At 68.4% G+C, this 14,460-nt stretch carries 15 protein-coding genes and 1 tRNA gene; 10 read left to right on the top strand and 6 right to left on the bottom strand.

Annotated features, from left to right (window positions below):
* Positions 1–24 precede the first annotated feature (24 nt).
* Genes recO through AT701_RS21925 form a run of 4 tightly spaced genes read left to right on the top strand, consistent with a single transcriptional unit; the run spans position 25 to position 2,566 of the window.
* Positions 25–867 (top strand): DNA repair protein RecO, encoded by an 843-nt coding sequence (recO, locus tag AT701_RS21940; protein WP_058126584.1) that lies wholly within the window; start codon positions 25–27, stop codon positions 865–867.
* Positions 815–1,696: a decaprenyl diphosphate synthase gene (locus AT701_RS21935; RefSeq protein WP_011729873.1), complete on the top strand. Its 882-nt coding sequence runs from the start codon at positions 815–817 to the stop codon at positions 1,694–1,696. Before recO ends, AT701_RS21935 begins: the two co-directional genes overlap by 53 nt.
* A 13-nt stretch (positions 1,697–1,709) precedes the next feature.
* Positions 1,710–2,165, top strand: a complete 456-nt coding sequence (locus AT701_RS21930; protein ID WP_058127701.1) for a hypothetical protein — start codon at positions 1,710–1,712, stop codon at positions 2,163–2,165.
* On the top strand, positions 2,162–2,566 hold the full coding sequence (locus tag AT701_RS21925; RefSeq protein ID WP_058126583.1) for an NUDIX hydrolase: 405 nt from the start codon (positions 2,162–2,164) through the stop codon (positions 2,564–2,566). The genes AT701_RS21930 and AT701_RS21925 overlap by 4 nt, the downstream gene beginning before the upstream one ends.
* Positions 2,567–2,570: 4 nt before the next feature.
* Here AT701_RS21925 and AT701_RS21920 read toward each other — a convergent pair whose 3' ends face one another.
* Positions 2,571–2,990, bottom strand: coding sequence for a Fur family transcriptional regulator (locus AT701_RS21920; RefSeq protein WP_058126582.1), 420 nt, complete (start codon positions 2,988–2,990; stop codon positions 2,571–2,573).
* Entirely contained in the window at positions 2,987–3,349 is a 363-nt protein-coding gene (locus AT701_RS21915; RefSeq protein ID WP_058126581.1) for an ArsR/SmtB family transcription factor, read from the bottom strand. The genes AT701_RS21920 and AT701_RS21915 overlap by 4 nt, the downstream gene beginning before the upstream one ends.
* 117 nt (positions 3,350–3,466) lie before the next feature.
* On the opposite strand from AT701_RS21915, the gene AT701_RS21910 reads away from it, so the two are divergent.
* A complete protein-coding gene (locus tag AT701_RS21910) occupies positions 3,467–4,852 on the top strand; it encodes a glycine--tRNA ligase (RefSeq protein ID WP_011729870.1) in 1,386 nt (461 codons plus the stop codon).
* A 38-nt stretch (positions 4,853–4,890) separates the two neighbouring features.
* On the opposite strand, the gene AT701_RS21905 is transcribed toward AT701_RS21910, so the two are convergent.
* Together AT701_RS21905 and AT701_RS21900 are read right to left on the bottom strand one after the other, a co-directional pair.
* The gene (locus tag AT701_RS21905; protein ID WP_003894950.1) at positions 4,891–5,952 is read right to left on the bottom strand and encodes an IS630-like element ISMsm5 family transposase; all 1,062 of its coding nucleotides are present in this window, start codon (positions 5,950–5,952) and stop codon (positions 4,891–4,893) included.
* A gap of 210 nt (positions 5,953–6,162) precedes the next feature.
* Positions 6,163–8,205, bottom strand: a complete 2,043-nt coding sequence (locus AT701_RS21900) for a TPM domain-containing protein (RefSeq protein ID WP_058126580.1) — start codon at positions 8,203–8,205, stop codon at positions 6,163–6,165.
* A gap of 59 nt (positions 8,206–8,264) precedes the next feature.
* Here AT701_RS21900 and AT701_RS21895 point away from each other — a divergent pair, with 59 nt between their 5' ends.
* The 3 genes from AT701_RS21895 to AT701_RS35390 all read left to right on the top strand — a co-directional run bounded on the left by AT701_RS21895 (position 8,265) and on the right by AT701_RS35390 (position 11,917).
* Entirely contained in the window at positions 8,265–9,551 is a 1,287-nt protein-coding gene (locus AT701_RS21895) for a deoxyguanosinetriphosphate triphosphohydrolase (RefSeq protein WP_003895838.1), read from the top strand.
* A 53-nt stretch (positions 9,552–9,604) separates the two neighbouring features.
* Entirely contained in the window at positions 9,605–11,515 is a 1,911-nt protein-coding gene (dnaG, locus tag AT701_RS21890; protein WP_011729868.1) for a DNA primase, read from the top strand.
* A gap of 93 nt (positions 11,516–11,608) precedes the next feature.
* Complete coding sequence (locus AT701_RS35390; protein WP_042510586.1) at positions 11,609–11,917, top strand: DUF7155 family protein; 309 nt, start codon at positions 11,609–11,611, stop codon at positions 11,915–11,917.
* A gap of 21 nt (positions 11,918–11,938) precedes the next feature.
* Here AT701_RS35390 and AT701_RS21880 read toward each other — a convergent pair whose 3' ends face one another.
* Positions 11,939–12,208: a hypothetical protein gene (locus AT701_RS21880; protein WP_003895835.1), complete on the bottom strand. Its 270-nt coding sequence runs from the start codon at positions 12,206–12,208 to the stop codon at positions 11,939–11,941.
* A 143-nt stretch (positions 12,209–12,351) separates the two neighbouring features.
* Between AT701_RS21880 and AT701_RS21875 the strand changes: the two genes are divergently transcribed.
* Positions 12,352–12,424 (top strand) — tRNA-Asn (locus AT701_RS21875).
* Between the two features lie 79 nt (positions 12,425–12,503).
* Positions 12,504–14,057, top strand: coding sequence for an adenylate/guanylate cyclase domain-containing protein (locus AT701_RS21870; RefSeq protein ID WP_058126579.1), 1,554 nt, complete (start codon positions 12,504–12,506; stop codon positions 14,055–14,057).
* A 16-nt stretch (positions 14,058–14,073) separates the two neighbouring features.
* Here AT701_RS21870 and AT701_RS21865 read toward each other — a convergent pair whose 3' ends face one another.
* Positions 14,074–14,394: a hypothetical protein gene (locus AT701_RS21865; protein ID WP_003895832.1), complete on the bottom strand. Its 321-nt coding sequence runs from the start codon at positions 14,392–14,394 to the stop codon at positions 14,074–14,076.
* Positions 14,395–14,460: the final 66 nt, after the last annotated feature.

The following is a 14,460-nucleotide window of genomic DNA, read 5'->3' as shown; positions in this document are numbered from 1 at the left end:
AGGCCACGGTGCAAGACTGTTCGCATGCGGCTGTACCGTGACCGGGCGGTGGTACTGCGTCAGCACAAGCTTGGCGAGGCCGACCGGATCGTCACCCTGCTCACCCGCGACCATGGGTTGGTCCGCGCGGTGGCCAAGGGGGTCCGCCGTACCCGCAGCAAGTTCGGCGCTCGACTCGAACCGTTTGCTCATATCGATGTGCAATTGCATCCGGGCCGCAATCTCGACATCGTCACCCAGGTTCAGGCCATCGACGCGTTTGCCGCCGACATCGTCAGTGACTACGGGCGGTACACCACCGCCTGCGCGATGCTGGAGACCGCCGAGCGGCTGGCCGGCGAGGAGCGTGCGCCGATGCCGGCACTGCACCGGCTGACCGTGGCGGCACTGCGGGCGATCGCCGACGGCGCACGGGCTCGCGAACTCGTGCTCGACTCCTATCTGCTGCGGGCGATGGCCATCGCAGGCTGGGCGCCCGCGCTGACCGAGTGCGCGCGCTGCGCCGCGCCAGGACCGCACCGGGCGTTCCATGTCGCCGCGGGCGGCAGCGTGTGCGTGCACTGCAGGCCCAGCGGGTCGAGCACCCCGCCGCAGGCGGTCCTCGAGTTGATGTCGGCGCTGCACGACGGTGACTGGGAGTACGCCGAATCCTCGACACCGCCGCACCGCAGCCAGGCCAGCGGGCTCATCGCCGCACACCTGCAATGGCATCTGGAGCGTCAACTGCGCACATTGCCTCTGGTCGAGCGCGGGTACCGCGTCGACAGGACGGTCGCCGAGCAACGCGCAGCGCTGGTCAGGCAGGATATGGCGCATGGCAACCACACGGGGCAAGAAGACCTACCCGCAACTGCCTCCGGCGCCTGACGACTATCCGACCTTCCCGGACAAGTCGACCTGGCCCGTCGTCTTCCCCGAGATCCCGGCGGGCACCAACGGTCGCTTCGCGCGTCCGCCGCAACACACCTCCAAGGCCGCCGCGCCGAAAATCCCGGCGGACCAGGTGCCCAACCACGTCGCGGTGGTGATGGACGGCAACGGCCGCTGGGCCACGCAGCGCGGCCTGGGCCGCACCGAGGGGCACAAGATGGGTGAGGCGGTGCTCATCGACATCACGTGCGGCGCCATCGAGATCGGCATCAAGCACCTGACGGTCTACGCGTTCTCCACCGAGAACTGGAAGCGCAGCACCGAGGAGGTCCGGTTCCTCATGGGGTTCAACCGTGAGGTGGTGCGCCGCCGCCGCGAGAACCTCAACGACATGGGCGTGCGGATGCGCTGGGTCGGCTCGCGGCCGCGTATGTGGCGCAGTGTCATCAAAGAGTTCGACATCGCCGAGCAGATGACCGTGGACAACGACGTCATCACGATCAACTACTGCGTCAACTACGGCGGCCGCACCGAGATCGTCGAGGCCGCACGCGCGTTGGCGCAGGAGGCCGTGGACGGAAAGATCAACCCGGCCCGCATCAGCGAGGCCATGTTCGCCAAGCACCTGCACCGCGCCGACATCCCCGACGTCGACCTGTTCATCCGCACGTCGGGCGAACAGCGGGCCAGTAACTTTCTGCTGTGGCAGGCGGCCTACGCCGAGTACGTGTTCCAGGACAAGCTGTGGCCGGACTACGACCGGCGCGATCTGTGGGCGGCATGCGAGGAGTACGTCAATCGCAACCGGCGCTTCGGCCGGGCGTGAGGGGGTGAACGCGATGCCAGGTCTGCTGCAACGGTTGTCCACGGTGCTGGCCGAGGTGATGTCGGTCGCCGAAGAGGCCGACGGCGCGCTGACCATCACGTCCGAGGGTTCGGTCGCCCTGGTGCGTGTCGTCGCGATCGCCGAGGACCTGGAGATGGTGTCGCTGACGCAGCCGCTCGCGTGGGATCTGCCGCTGAACAACAAGATTCGCGAACGCGTGGCCGGTCACGCGAACCGCACGATGCTCGGGTCGGTGGTGTTGGTGGAGAAGGCGGCCGACGGGCCCGCGACGCCGGTCAACGGCACGGGACCCAAGACCACGACGCGCAAGGGCTCCACCAAGAAGGTCGCGGACGTCATGCTGCGGTACAACTTCCCGGCCGCCGGGCTCACCGACGACGCGCTGCGCACGCTGATCCTCATGGTGCTGGAAACCGGTGCCGACGTGCGCCGGGACCTCACGTCGTGACCGATCCGGTCCTGCGGATCGTGGCGGCCGTGGTGCTCGACGACGACGGCCACGTGCTCGTCGTCCGCAAGCGCGGGACGACGGCGTTCATGCAGCCGGGCGGCAAGATCGAACCGGGGGAGCAGCCGCTGGCCGCACTGCAACGCGAGGTTGTCGAGGAGTTGGGCACCGCGGTGGACCCGATGTCGGTGCGCTCCCTGGGACGTCATCACGCGGTCGCCGCCAACGAACCCGGCCACACCGTCGACGCGTACCTGTACCTCGTGCGGTTGCACGGCACGCCGGCCGCTGCGGCCGAGATCGAGGAGATGGCGTGGGTCGATCCGGCTTCGCCCGGTGATGTGGAACTGGCGCCGCTGACGCGCGACACAGTGCTGGCGCTCGCGCGCGAGCTCGTCTAGTTCCTCAACTGGTTTGAGGCTGGTTCCCGGCGGGCCGATCGACGCAGTCGCCGCACACCCCGAAGATCTCGATCGTGTGGCTGACGTCGGAGAACCCGTGATCGCGCGCGACCTGCGCGGCCCAGGTCTCGACGTCGCCGCCGGACACCTCGACCGTCGATCCGCATGACCGGCACACCAGGTGGTGGTGATGGTGCTCGGAGCAGCGGCGGTACACCGACTCACCGGTGTCGGTGCGCAACGTGTCGACGACGCCCGCGGTGGCCATGGCCTGCAGTGTGCGGTACACCGTCGTCAGCCCGATGCCCTCGCCGCGCCGGCGCAGCTCGTCGTGCAGTTCCTGTGCCGAGCGGAAGCCCTCGGTCTCGTTGAGCAGGTCCGCGATGGCCGCCCGCTGCCGCGTCGAGCGGACCGCGCCGGTCACCTGCGGTCCTCGCTGGCGTGTGCGATCGCGTCGACCACGATGTGTGCGAGGTGATGGTCGACGAGGCGGTAGAGCACCTCGCGGCCTGCCCGCTCACTCGACACCACGCCAGCCTGCTTGAGGATGCGCAGGTGCTGGCTGACCAGGGGTTGCGGGACGTCGAGCGCGTCGACCAACTCGTGCACACACCGCTGTGACTGCTTCAGCTGCAAAACGATCGCGATCCGCAGCGGCGCGGCGAGCGCCCGCAACAGTTCGCCCGCGGTCTCCAGCACGTCGCGCGACGGCAGTGCGGGTGCCGGGGTACCGGCGTGGTCGTGGGCCTCGCCGTGTTCGGTCAAATTGGAAATCGTTTTCATTACCGATCAGAATACATGCGCTGATTCGCATGTCAACGGGTCCGCGCAACCGCGTCCGACGAGCGGTCGATCACGCGGTTCGGGTTTCACCCCGGTAACTCGCTACTCTGTTGCACCGTGGCTTCCATCATCGACACCGTTGCGAACCTGGCGAAACGCCGCGGCCTGGTCTACCAATCCGGCGAGATCTACGGCGGCACCAAGTCCGCGTGGGACTACGGCCCACTCGGTGTCGAACTCAAGGAGAACATCAAGCGCCAGTGGTGGAAGTCGGTGGTCACGGGCCGCGACGACGTCGTGGGCCTGGACTCCGCGATCATCCTGCCGCGTCAGGTGTGGGTGGCCTCGGGCCACGTCGAGGTGTTCAACGACCCGCTGGTGGAGTGCCTGAGCTGCCACAAGCGGCACCGTCAGGACCACATGCAGGAGGCGTACGCCGAGAAGAAAGGGATCGACGATCCCGACTCGGTGCCCATGAGCGAGATCTCCTGCCCCGACTGCGGCACCAAGGGGCAGTGGACCGAGCCGCGTGACTTCAACATGATGCTCAAGACCTACCTCGGGCCCATCGAGTCCGAGGACGGCCTGCACTACCTGCGGCCCGAGACCGCGCAGGGCATCTTCGTCAACTTCGCCAACGTGGTGACCACCGCGCGCAAGAAGCCGCCGTTCGGCATCGGCCAGATCGGCAAGAGCTTCCGCAACGAGATCACCCCGGGCAACTTCATCTTCCGCACGCGTGAGTTCGAGCAGATGGAGATGGAGTTCTTCGTCGAGCCGTCGACCGCGGCCGAATGGCACCAGTACTGGATCGACACGCGCCTGCAGTGGTACGTCGACCTGGGCATCGACCGCGACAACCTGCGCCTGTACGAGCACCCCAAGGAGAAGCTGTCGCACTACAGCGACCGCACCGTCGACATCGAGTACAAGTTCGGCTTCCAGGGCAACCCGTGGGGTGAGCTCGAAGGCGTCGCCAACCGCACGAATTTCGACCTGTCCACGCACGCAAAGCATTCCGGCGTCGATCTGTCGTTCTACGATCAGGCCGCCGACACCCGTTACGTGCCGTACGTCATCGAGCCCGCAGCCGGCCTGACCCGCTCGCTCATGGCGTTCCTGGTCGACGCCTACACCGAGGACGAGGCCCCCAATGCCAAGGGCGGCGTCGACAAGCGCACGGTGCTCAAGCTCGATCCGCGTCTGGCGCCGGTCAAGGCCGCGGTGCTGCCGCTGTCGCGCCACGCCGACCTGTCGCCCAAGGCCCGCGACCTCGCGGCCGAACTGCGCAGGAACTGGAACGTCGAGTTCGACGACGCAGGCGCGATCGGCCGTCGCTACCGCCGCCAGGACGAGATCGGCACGCCGTACTGCGTCACCGTCGACTTCGACTCACTCGAGGACAACGCCGTGACCATCCGCGAGCGCGACGCCATGACCCAGGAACGCATCGCGATCGACAAGGTCTCCGACTACCTCGCCGTGCGTCTCAAGGGCGCCTAACCACCCGGCACCCGGCACCTGGCACCGTGGCACCGCGCCTAGTGTCGCGCGTCTGAAGTTTGTTTACGAGTGTGGGGCAGGATTTCGTCGGCGGTCTTGGTCCACACGAATGGGTGGGCGCGTTGGTTCCAGCCCTCGATGAAGGCGCTGATGGCAGCGATGAGTTCTTTAACGCTGTTGAACGAGCCCCGGCGGATTGCTTGGCGGGTGATGATCGAGAAGAACACCTCGACCAGGTTCAACCAGGAGCCTGAGGTCGGGGTGAAATGCAGTGTCACGCGGGGATTCTTGACCAACCACGCATTGATGTCAGCGTGTTTGTGGGTGTGGTAGTTGTCGCACACCACATGCAGTTTGCGGCGCGGGTAGGCCCGGGCGACCGTCTTGAGGAAATCGAGGAACTCGGCTTTGCCGTGCCGCTCGTAGCAGCGGTCGGTCACTTTGCCGGTTGCGATTTCCAAGGCGGCGAACAACGTGGCGGTGCCGTTGCGCTGATAGTCGTGGGTCGCCTTCTCCGGCAGTCCCGGACGCAACGGCAAAATCGGCTGGGTGCGGTTGAGTGCCTGAATCTGGCTCTTTTCGTCCACGCACAACACGACCGCCTTTTCTGGTGGGTTCAGATACAGGCCGATCACGTCACGGACCTTGGCCTCCAGTTCAGGGTCGGTGGAGAACTTGAACGTCTCGCGCCGCCACGGTTTGACCCCGTAGCGTCGCCACGCCCGGGCCACCGTGGCATCCCCGATCCCGAGGTGCTTTCCGAGCAGTCGACTCGACCAGTGGGTCACGGCCAACGATTCCGGTGGCGGCTCGAGCGTGGTCGCCAGGATCTCGGCGTCATCGACCGTCTTGGGTCGGCCGCTGCGTGGTTCGTCATCAAGCCCCTCAATGCCGAACGCGGCGAACCGATCCCGCCACTTGATCACCGTCGGCCGCGACACCCCCACCTGCCGCGCCGCACCCGAGGTCCCCGCACCGTCGGCCACCGCCAGCACGATCCGCGCCCGCTCAACACGGCCGGCAGGCACCGTCGAGGACCGCGTCCACGACTCCAACGTCACACGATCTTCAGAACTGATCACCAATGTGGATGACGGCATACACCATCATCCCACACTGTAAACTAATTAATGACGCGCGACACTAGTAGCACCGCGAGGTAGCACCGCGAGCGTGCGTGTCTGCCTTACAACACGTCGCGGAATTTCAGCACTCTGCGCACGCTCACGAACTGTGAGCGTGCGCAGGCTGCTGCCTGGCAACGGTGTGTTGTGATGCAAACACGCACGCTCGCGCAGCCGGGGGCGACTTCAGAACCGGCCGCCGCCACCGCCGTAGTTGCGGCCCGACGAATGTGACGACCCGCCATAGGACGTGGGCCGGCCCGAGCTGCGTCCGCCGCCGAAGCCGCCGCCGAAACCACCGAAGCCGCCGCCGTAGCCGCCATAGCCACCTCCGCCGCCGAAGCCGCCGCGCAGCACGTTGCCGATGATGATGCCGCCGAGCACGGCACCGATGTCGGCTCCGCCGCCGCCATGGTGTGAGGTGTAGGTGCGCTGGGCGGCGCGGACGTCGTCGTTGGCCAGGCTCTGCGCCTGCGCGGCGAGCGTCGAAGCGCCATTGGCATGTGCCACAGCCTCATTGGGGTTGGTGGTCCGTTTGGCCTGGGCGGCCTCCAGTTGCCGGGTGGCCTCGGCGAGCCGGGTGCGTGCCTCCGGGCCGATGCTGCCGCGGCGCGTCCCGATGTAGTCGGATACCGCGGTGATGCGGGACTGGGCGGTGAAGATCGCCTGCTCCAGGGTGCGGGCCAGGCGTTCGGCGGCCTCGCGCTGTTCGTGCACGGTGGCCAACAGTTGGTCCAGGTCGGCGTCGGCCTGCGTCAGCCGCGTGAACGTGCCGAGCGGATCGGCGGTTCCGTTGGACTTGGCCTCGCCGGCAGCCTGCACGGCGGCGTCGCGCGCGGTGGCGAGCTTGTCGGCCTGCGGGGTATCGGGTTGTGCCAGAAGGTCGTTCGCCTGTTCGATGCCCGCCTCGATGTCCGCGACGGCGGCGGGCAGCCCGGCCAGTGCCCGGTTGATGTCGGTCGATGCGCTGTCGACCGCGTCAAGCAGCGTGCGTGCCTGTGACAGCGCGGACTCGGCGGCGCGCACCGCGTCCACCAGTCCGGTCTGGTCGGCGGCGGGTCGGGACACCAGTCCGCGTGCCGTGGTGATGTTGCGGTCGGCGAACGCGAGCCGTTCGCGCGCGGTGTCGACGTTGCCCGCGACGGACTCGAGCGCCCGCGCGTCGAACTGGGTGTGCAGCGCCGCGAGGGTCTGCTGCGACGTTTCGATGCGTGCGCTGAGGTCGACCATCTGCTGGGTCATGAGGTCGAGTCGCGCCGGGGCGTTGATCACCAGATCACGCAACTGCTCGAACGCGGCGCTCTGGGCTTCCAGTTCACGGTCGGCACGCGCGGCCGACACGATCACGCGGGTCAGCAGATCACGCTGCTGCAGCGGGGTCTCGGGCACGTCGTCGTCGAGGATCTGGCGTACGTTGAACGCCTGCGCGAGGGCTTTTCTCGCGTTGGCCACCGCGGTGGTGAACGGCTCGGTGCGTTTGGCGCCGAATTCCTCGACAGCCAGGTCCAGTTCGGCCTGGCTGGTGCGGACCGCGTTGTCGACGTCGACGACGATCTCACGCGACAACGCGTCGAGCGCCTCGAGCGGCACGCTCGCCAAAGCGTCCGGATCGGTGGGGTCCACGCGTTTGGCCGCCTCGAACTCGGCCTTGCGCCGCTTGGCGCGTCGTCGCCGCGACCAGATCCACAGGATCCCGATGAGCACCGCGATGATGCCGAGCACGATGAGCAGCGCGGGCCACGACACCCCGCCCCCCGTGGCCGACGCGGGCTCGGTGTTGAGCTGATCGGCGGCCGCGATGGCCGCACCGGCCCAGTCCTCGCGGCGCAGCGACGGGCCGATGCTGTTGCGGCGGATGTCGTCGGCACGTGCGGTGTCCATGATGGTGTCGGGCACCTGGAACGCGAACGCCCGGTCCACGGTCGCGACGGCCAGCAGCGCGTCGTCGTCGCCGAAGTCGCTCAGCCGCATCGTGTTCTGTGCCCAGCCCACGTAGTTCTGCCGCGAGAAGTCCTCGACGAACACCACCCACAGCTTGATGCGCCGGTCGTCGTAGAGCCGGTCGAGGGCGCGCTGCACGTCGGCTTGCTGCGACGCCGACAGCACGCCGGCCTGGTCGGTGAGCTGCGTCGCCAGCCGCAGCGGCGGTTCGGCCGCCGCGCCAGGGGCCACGAGTAGCCCGGTCGTCAGGATCGCGAGCAGCAAGCTGAACAGTCGGCCGATGCGCATGACGGCCAATCTAATGTGCTGCGCGGTATGGGCGGCATGTCCTGGCAGACTGTGCCTCGGTGAATGCGACGCAGTACGACCACTACGACGACTTCGACCGGGAGCGGCTGGTGCCCGAACCGGCGAAGAGCGCTGCGCTGCCCGGCACCGACACCGAGCACCGCACCGACTTCGCGCGTGACCGCGCCAGGGTGCTGCACTGCGCCGCGCTGCGGCGCCTGGCCGACAAGACCCAGGTGGTGGGGCCGCGTCACGGCGACAACCCGCGCACGCGGCTCACGCATTCCCTGGAGGTCGCGCAGATCGGCCGCGGTATGGCGATCGGGCTGGGCTGCGATCCGGACCTCGTCGACCTCGCCGGGCTCGCGCACGACATCGGGCATCCGCCGTACGGCCACAACGGTGAACGCGCGCTCAACGAGATCGCCAAGGCCTTCGGGGGTTTCGAGGGCAACGCGCAGAACTTCCGCATCCTCACGCGACTCGAACCCAAGGTGCTCGACGCCGACGGACGGTCGGCGGGCCTGAATCTCACCAGGGCGTCGCTGGACGCGGTGACCAAGTATCCGTGGCGACGCACCGAGGAGCGCCGCAAATTCGGCTTCTACGTGGGCTTCCCGGACGACGACGGCCCCGCGGCCGACTGGGTGCGTGACGGCGCGCCCGTGGACAGGCCGTGCCTGGAGGCCCAGGTGATGGACTGGGCCGACGACGTCGCCTATTCGGTGCACGACGTCGAGGACGGTGTGATCTCGGGGCGCATCGACCTGCGGGTGCTCGCCGACGCCGACGCCGCCGAGTCACTGGCCCAGCTGGGCGCCGCCGCGTTCCCGTCGCTCGCACACGACGATCTCCTGGCGGCCGCGCAGCGCCTCTCGGAGATGCCCGTGGTGGCCGCCGTCGGCAAGTACGACGGCACGCTGGCCGCGTCGGTCGCGCTCAAACGGCTGACCAGTGAGCTCGTCGGCCGGTTCGCCAACGCCGCGATCACCGAGACCAGGGCCGTGGCAGGGGACCGGCCGCTCAAGCGGTTCGACTCCGATCTGGTGGTCCCCGATCTGGTGCGCGCCGAGGTCGCGGTGCTCAAGATGCTCGCGCTGCAGTTCATCATGTCCGACCATCAACACCTGCAGGTGCAGGCCGATCAGCGCACGCGTATCCACGAGGTCGCGTTGGCGCTGTGGGCGCAGGCGCCTGGCAGTCTGGACCCGCAGTTCGCGCCCGAGTTCGCCGCGGCGGGCGACGACGGTGCCCGGTTGCGCGTGGTCATCGACCAGATCGCGTCCTACACCGAGACCCGGTTGGAGCGCGTGCACGAGGCCCGTTCGCCGCGGCCGCTGGAGTGACGCAGGCAAGCTTGCCTGTGCCGCGCTGAGCGCTTCGGAGGCGGGCATACACTATGCCGGTGGCCGGAGGCAGAATCCCTGATCGCGACATCGCGGCCATCCGTGAGAAGGTTCGCATCGAGGACGTCGTCGGCGACTACGTGCAGTTGCGCCGGGCCGGGGCCGATTCCCTCAAAGGGTTGTGCCCGTTCCACGACGAGAAGACGCCGTCGTTCCACGTGCGGCCCAACCACGGGCACTTCCACTGCTTCGGGTGCGGTGAGGGCGGCGACGTCTACGCGTTCATCCAGAAGATCGAGCACGTCAGTTTCGTCGAAGCCGTCGAACTGCTGGCCGACAAGGTCGGCTACACCGTCACCTACACGGGTTCGTCCACCACCAACGTGCAACGCGACCGCGGCAGCCGCAGCCGTCTGCTCGCGGCCAACGCCGCGGCCGCCGAGTTCTACGCCGAGGCGCTGCAGTCCGAGGAGGCCGCACCCGCGCGCCAGTACCTGACCGAGCGCAACTTCGACGCCGCCGCCGCGGCGAAGTTCGGTTGCGGCTACGCCCCGTCGGGCTGGGACAAGCTCACAAAGCACCTGCTGCGCAAGGGGTTCGAGTTCAAGGAACTCGAGGCCGCGGGCCTGAGCCGCGAGGGCAAGCGCGGACCCATGGACCGGTTCCACCGGCGCCTGCTGTGGCCGATCCGGGTGTCGTCGGGGGAGACCATCGGGTTCGGCGCACGCCGGTTGTTCGACGACGACCCGAACCAGGCCAAGTACGTCAACACCCCGGAAACGGTGCTGTACAAGAAATCACAGGTGCTGTTCGGGCTGGACCTGGCCAAACGGGACATCGCCAAGGGGCATCAGGCCGTCGTGGTCGAGGGCTACACCGACGTGATGGCCATGCATCTGGCCGGCGTCACCACCGCGGTCGCCTCGTGCGGCACCGCGTTCGGCGAGCAGCACCTGTCGATGCTGCGCCGACTCATGATGGACGACAACTTCTTCCGCGGCGAACTGATCTACGTGTTCGACGGCGACGACGCCGGGCGGGCCGCGGCGGTCAAGGCGTTCGAGGGCGAGCAGAACCTCTCCGGGCAGTCGTTCGTGGCGGTGGCGGCCGACGGCATGGACCCGTGCGATCTGCGCCTGCGGTCCGGTGACGGCGCGCTGCGGGATCTGGTCGCCCGCCGAACCCCGTTGTTCGAGTTCGTGATTCGCAGCGCCCTCGCCGAACACGACCTGGACAGCGCCGAGGGTCGCGTCGCGGCGCTGCGGCGCTGCGTGCCGATGCTGGCGCGCATCAAGGACCCGACGCTGCGCGACGAGTACGCCAGGCAGCTGGCCGGCTGGGTCGGCTGGGACAACGTGGCGCAGGTGATCGGGCGCGTGCGCGAGGAGGCCAAGGGCGGCGGCCGCAAGGACAACAACCGCCGCGGCCAGGAGACCGCCGCGCGGCCCAAACCGCCGCCGGTGCAGCGGCCCGACCCGACCGACCCGACGTTGTGGCCGCAGCGCGAGGCGCTCAAGGCCGGGCTGCAGTACCCGGCGCTGGCCGGCCCGGTGTTCGACACGTTGACCGTCGAGAGCTTCACCCACCCCGGCTACGGCGCGGTGCGCACCGCGATGGAGGCCGCGGGCGGCACGTCGGCGGGCATCACCGGTGCGCAGTGGATCGAGACCGTGCGTGAGCAGACCACATCGCCTGCCGCGGCCAACCTGGTCAACGAACTCAGCGTGGAGACCATCAACGTCGAGGACGACGAGAAGCTGCCGCGCTACATCTCCAGCGTGCTGGCCCGCCTGCAGGAGGTGTGGGTGGGGCGCCAGATCGCCGAGGTGAAATCGAAGCTGCAGCGCATGTCGCCCGTGGAGCAGGGAGACGAATATCACGCCCTGTTCGGCGACCTCGTGGCGATGGAGTCCTACCGGCGCAGCCTGCTCGAACAGGCCAGCGGCGACGACCTCACCGCCTGAGGGGTCACATTCGTTGCCCAGTCACGATAAAGTTGTGACACTGTTGTGCCGTTGACGCCCTAACGGGCACCGACCTGGCCAGAAAGGCAACCCGTGACCTTCAGCACGAGGACGTTGAGCACCAGAACCCGCGTCGCCGTCGGCGCGTTCGTCGTCGCCGCAGCCGCCGCTCCGGCGTTCCTCGCGGGCGTTTCCGCGCACGACGCCGACGTGACCGCCGCCCCGGCCTGCCTCGCGTGGTTCGGCAACAAGGAAGACGGCAAGTGCCTGTCCTACTCGAACGGCACGCCCGTCGGTGGCGGCATCGGCCCGGTCACGGTCGGCGCGCCCGGCAGCGGCAACCCCGGTTTCACCACGGGCCCGCTGCTGCCCGGCACGACCATCAACCAGGGTCTCGGCTAGCGCCCGGACCCACCAGAGCGGCTACCAGCCGCGCTTGGACTTCGCCGAAGCGTCGGTGCGATCCTCCACGGAGAGCACCGACGTTTCTGCGTCGATGGGAGTCATCGTCACGAACTGCGGGTCCGGTGACACGCGGCTGGCGATCTTGCGCCTGCCCGCGTCGATCACGGCCCTCGTCGCCGGGTTGGACGTCACGGCGCGATAGGTGCTGGCGATCTGTTCGTAGCGGCGTCGTCCGGCCTTGGCGCCCAGTACGTAGCCGACAGCGATCACGGCGGCGTAGCGGATCACAGCGTTCCTCCCAGACGAAGAGTTGTGTCTACATCCTGCCTCACCGCGGTGCCGACGCGCCCGCCCGGAGGCAATTGGCGGCGAGGGCGGTCCGTACGCTAGAGTCAACGCTCGGCCGCGGAGGTGATCCGAGGCAAAGGCAGTCCCCTGTAGCTCAATTGGCAGAGCATTCGGCTGTTAACCGAAGGGTTGCTGGTTCGAGTCCAGCCGGGGGAGCAACAGCTCCCAGCGCCGCGATCCCATCCACGAATTCCGTAGGTATTGGGATCGTCGCGCGTCAATTACGCTCGAACCTGTGGCGGAGACGTCGTACGCCTCGTGCGGCGACCTGAGCCTGGCGTATCAGCTCTTCGGCGACGGGCCGATCCCGCTTGTGTTCGTGGGGCCCTTCGTGGGCCACGTCGAATTGTTCTGGACCGTGCCCGAGTTCAAGTCGTTCTTCGATCAGCTCGCCTCGTTCTGTCGCGTCGCGATCTTCGACAAGGCAGGCACCGGCCTGTCCGATCCCGTTCCGAAGGTGCGCACGCTCGACGACCGCGCGGCCGAGATCGAGGCGGTCATGGATGCCGTGGGTTTCGACGACGCCGTGGTGCTCGCCATGAGCGAGGGGGGTCCGGCCTCGATCCTGTTCGCGGCCAACCGGCCCGGGCGTGTGCGCACTCTGGTGGCGTACGGGTCGTTCGCGACGATGGCCGGCTGCCGGTGGGAGGACCTCGACGGTGACCCGGTGGACATCAGGGCGCGCAGCGTCGCGGAGATGGGCGACGAGTACGCGCCGACGGTCGAGCAGGTGATCCATTTCCAGGAGCAGGCCAGGGCCGTGCGCGGGCAGTGGGGCAGCGGGGCGGCTGTCCGGTGCGCGATGCCGTCGATGGGGTCGATGCGCCAACTGGGGATGTTCGAGCGCCTGTGTGCGAGCCCGGGTATGGCGCGCGCGACGTTCGAGGCCGCGTTCCGGATCGACGTGCGGCCCATCCTGCCCACGATCGCGGCGCCCACGCTCGTCATCCACGCGCGTGACGATCCGGCCGTTCCGGTGCAGTGCAGCCGTTACCTCGCAGACCACATCCCGGGCGCGCGCTGGCTCGAGGTCGACGGCGTCGACCATGCACCGTGGTTCACCGAAGCCGACCGCGTCCTCACCGAGATCGAGGAGTTTGTCACGGGAAACCATGCGGCGCCGCACAACTCACACCGCGCGCTGCGCACCGTGTTGTTCACCGACATCGTCGCGTCCACGCAGCACGCCGCGTCCAACGGCGACGAACGGTGGCGTGCGGTGCTGCAGCGGTTCGGTGAGGTCACCGAGGAACTGTCGGGCCGGTTCGGCGGAGTGGTGGTCAAGAGCACCGGAGACGGCCACCTGAGCACGTTCGAGGGGCCGACGCATGCCATCCGCTACGCGGAGGCGCTGCGGTCGGACGCGGAGACGCTGGGCATCCAGATCCGCGCGGCCATCCACACCGGTGAGTGCGAACTGCTCGGTGACGACATCGGGGGTATCGCGGTGCACATCGCCGCGCGCATCCTCGGCCAGGCCCGGGCGGGGGAGATCCTGGTGTCGCGCACGGTGCGCGATCTCGTGGTCGGATCGGGGACCAGCTTCGCCGACCGCGGCAACGTCGAGTTGCGGGGCGTGCCGGGGACGTGGCAACTGCTGGCGGTCGGAGACGGGGCAGGTGGTGGTTCGCCCGCGGCATCTGTCGAGGCGCTGCTGGCGGCCGAGCCGACGCCCGCGGCGCGGACCGCCACGCGCCGCGCCGATCGCGCGGTCGCGGCGGTCGCGAAGCGCACGCCGTGGGCGTTGCGCGGGGTGGTGCGGCTCACCATGAGCGCGACGCGGCGCTGAGACGAGCCGACCGGGATCAGGCCTGGGGGCGGTTCTTGCCCTGGTTCTGTCGCGCGGCCTGCGCCAGCGCCTCCACCAACGGGTTGGCGGCCTGGGCGAGTGCCTGGCGCTCTTCGTCGCTGAGCTGATAGAAGGTCCACACGCCCCACGCGGCGGGGCGGACGTACACGGTCACGTGCTGTTTGTTGTTCTGCAGGATCGCCGGGACCGCGACGGCGCGATCGATCGTCGCAGCGCTGACCATCTCTTCGGCGAGCTTGTCGGTGTCGACCGATTCCTGCAGTTGGTACAGCACGGCCTTGTTGGCGGGGCCCTCCATGGCTAGGAACCAGGCCATCTGTGTCTCCTCGGTCAGGTGGCGTCGCCCTCATCGGCGGCGCCACTTTCGATCATGACTGTGTCC

This window comes from Mycolicibacterium smegmatis (genome assembly GCF_001457595.1).
In the GTDB taxonomy this organism is placed as follows: domain Bacteria; phylum Actinomycetota; class Actinomycetes; order Mycobacteriales; family Mycobacteriaceae; genus Mycobacterium; species Mycobacterium smegmatis.
The sequence above is the reverse complement of the archived record's forward strand: the minus strand, read 5'-3'. Positions and strand labels throughout refer to the sequence as shown.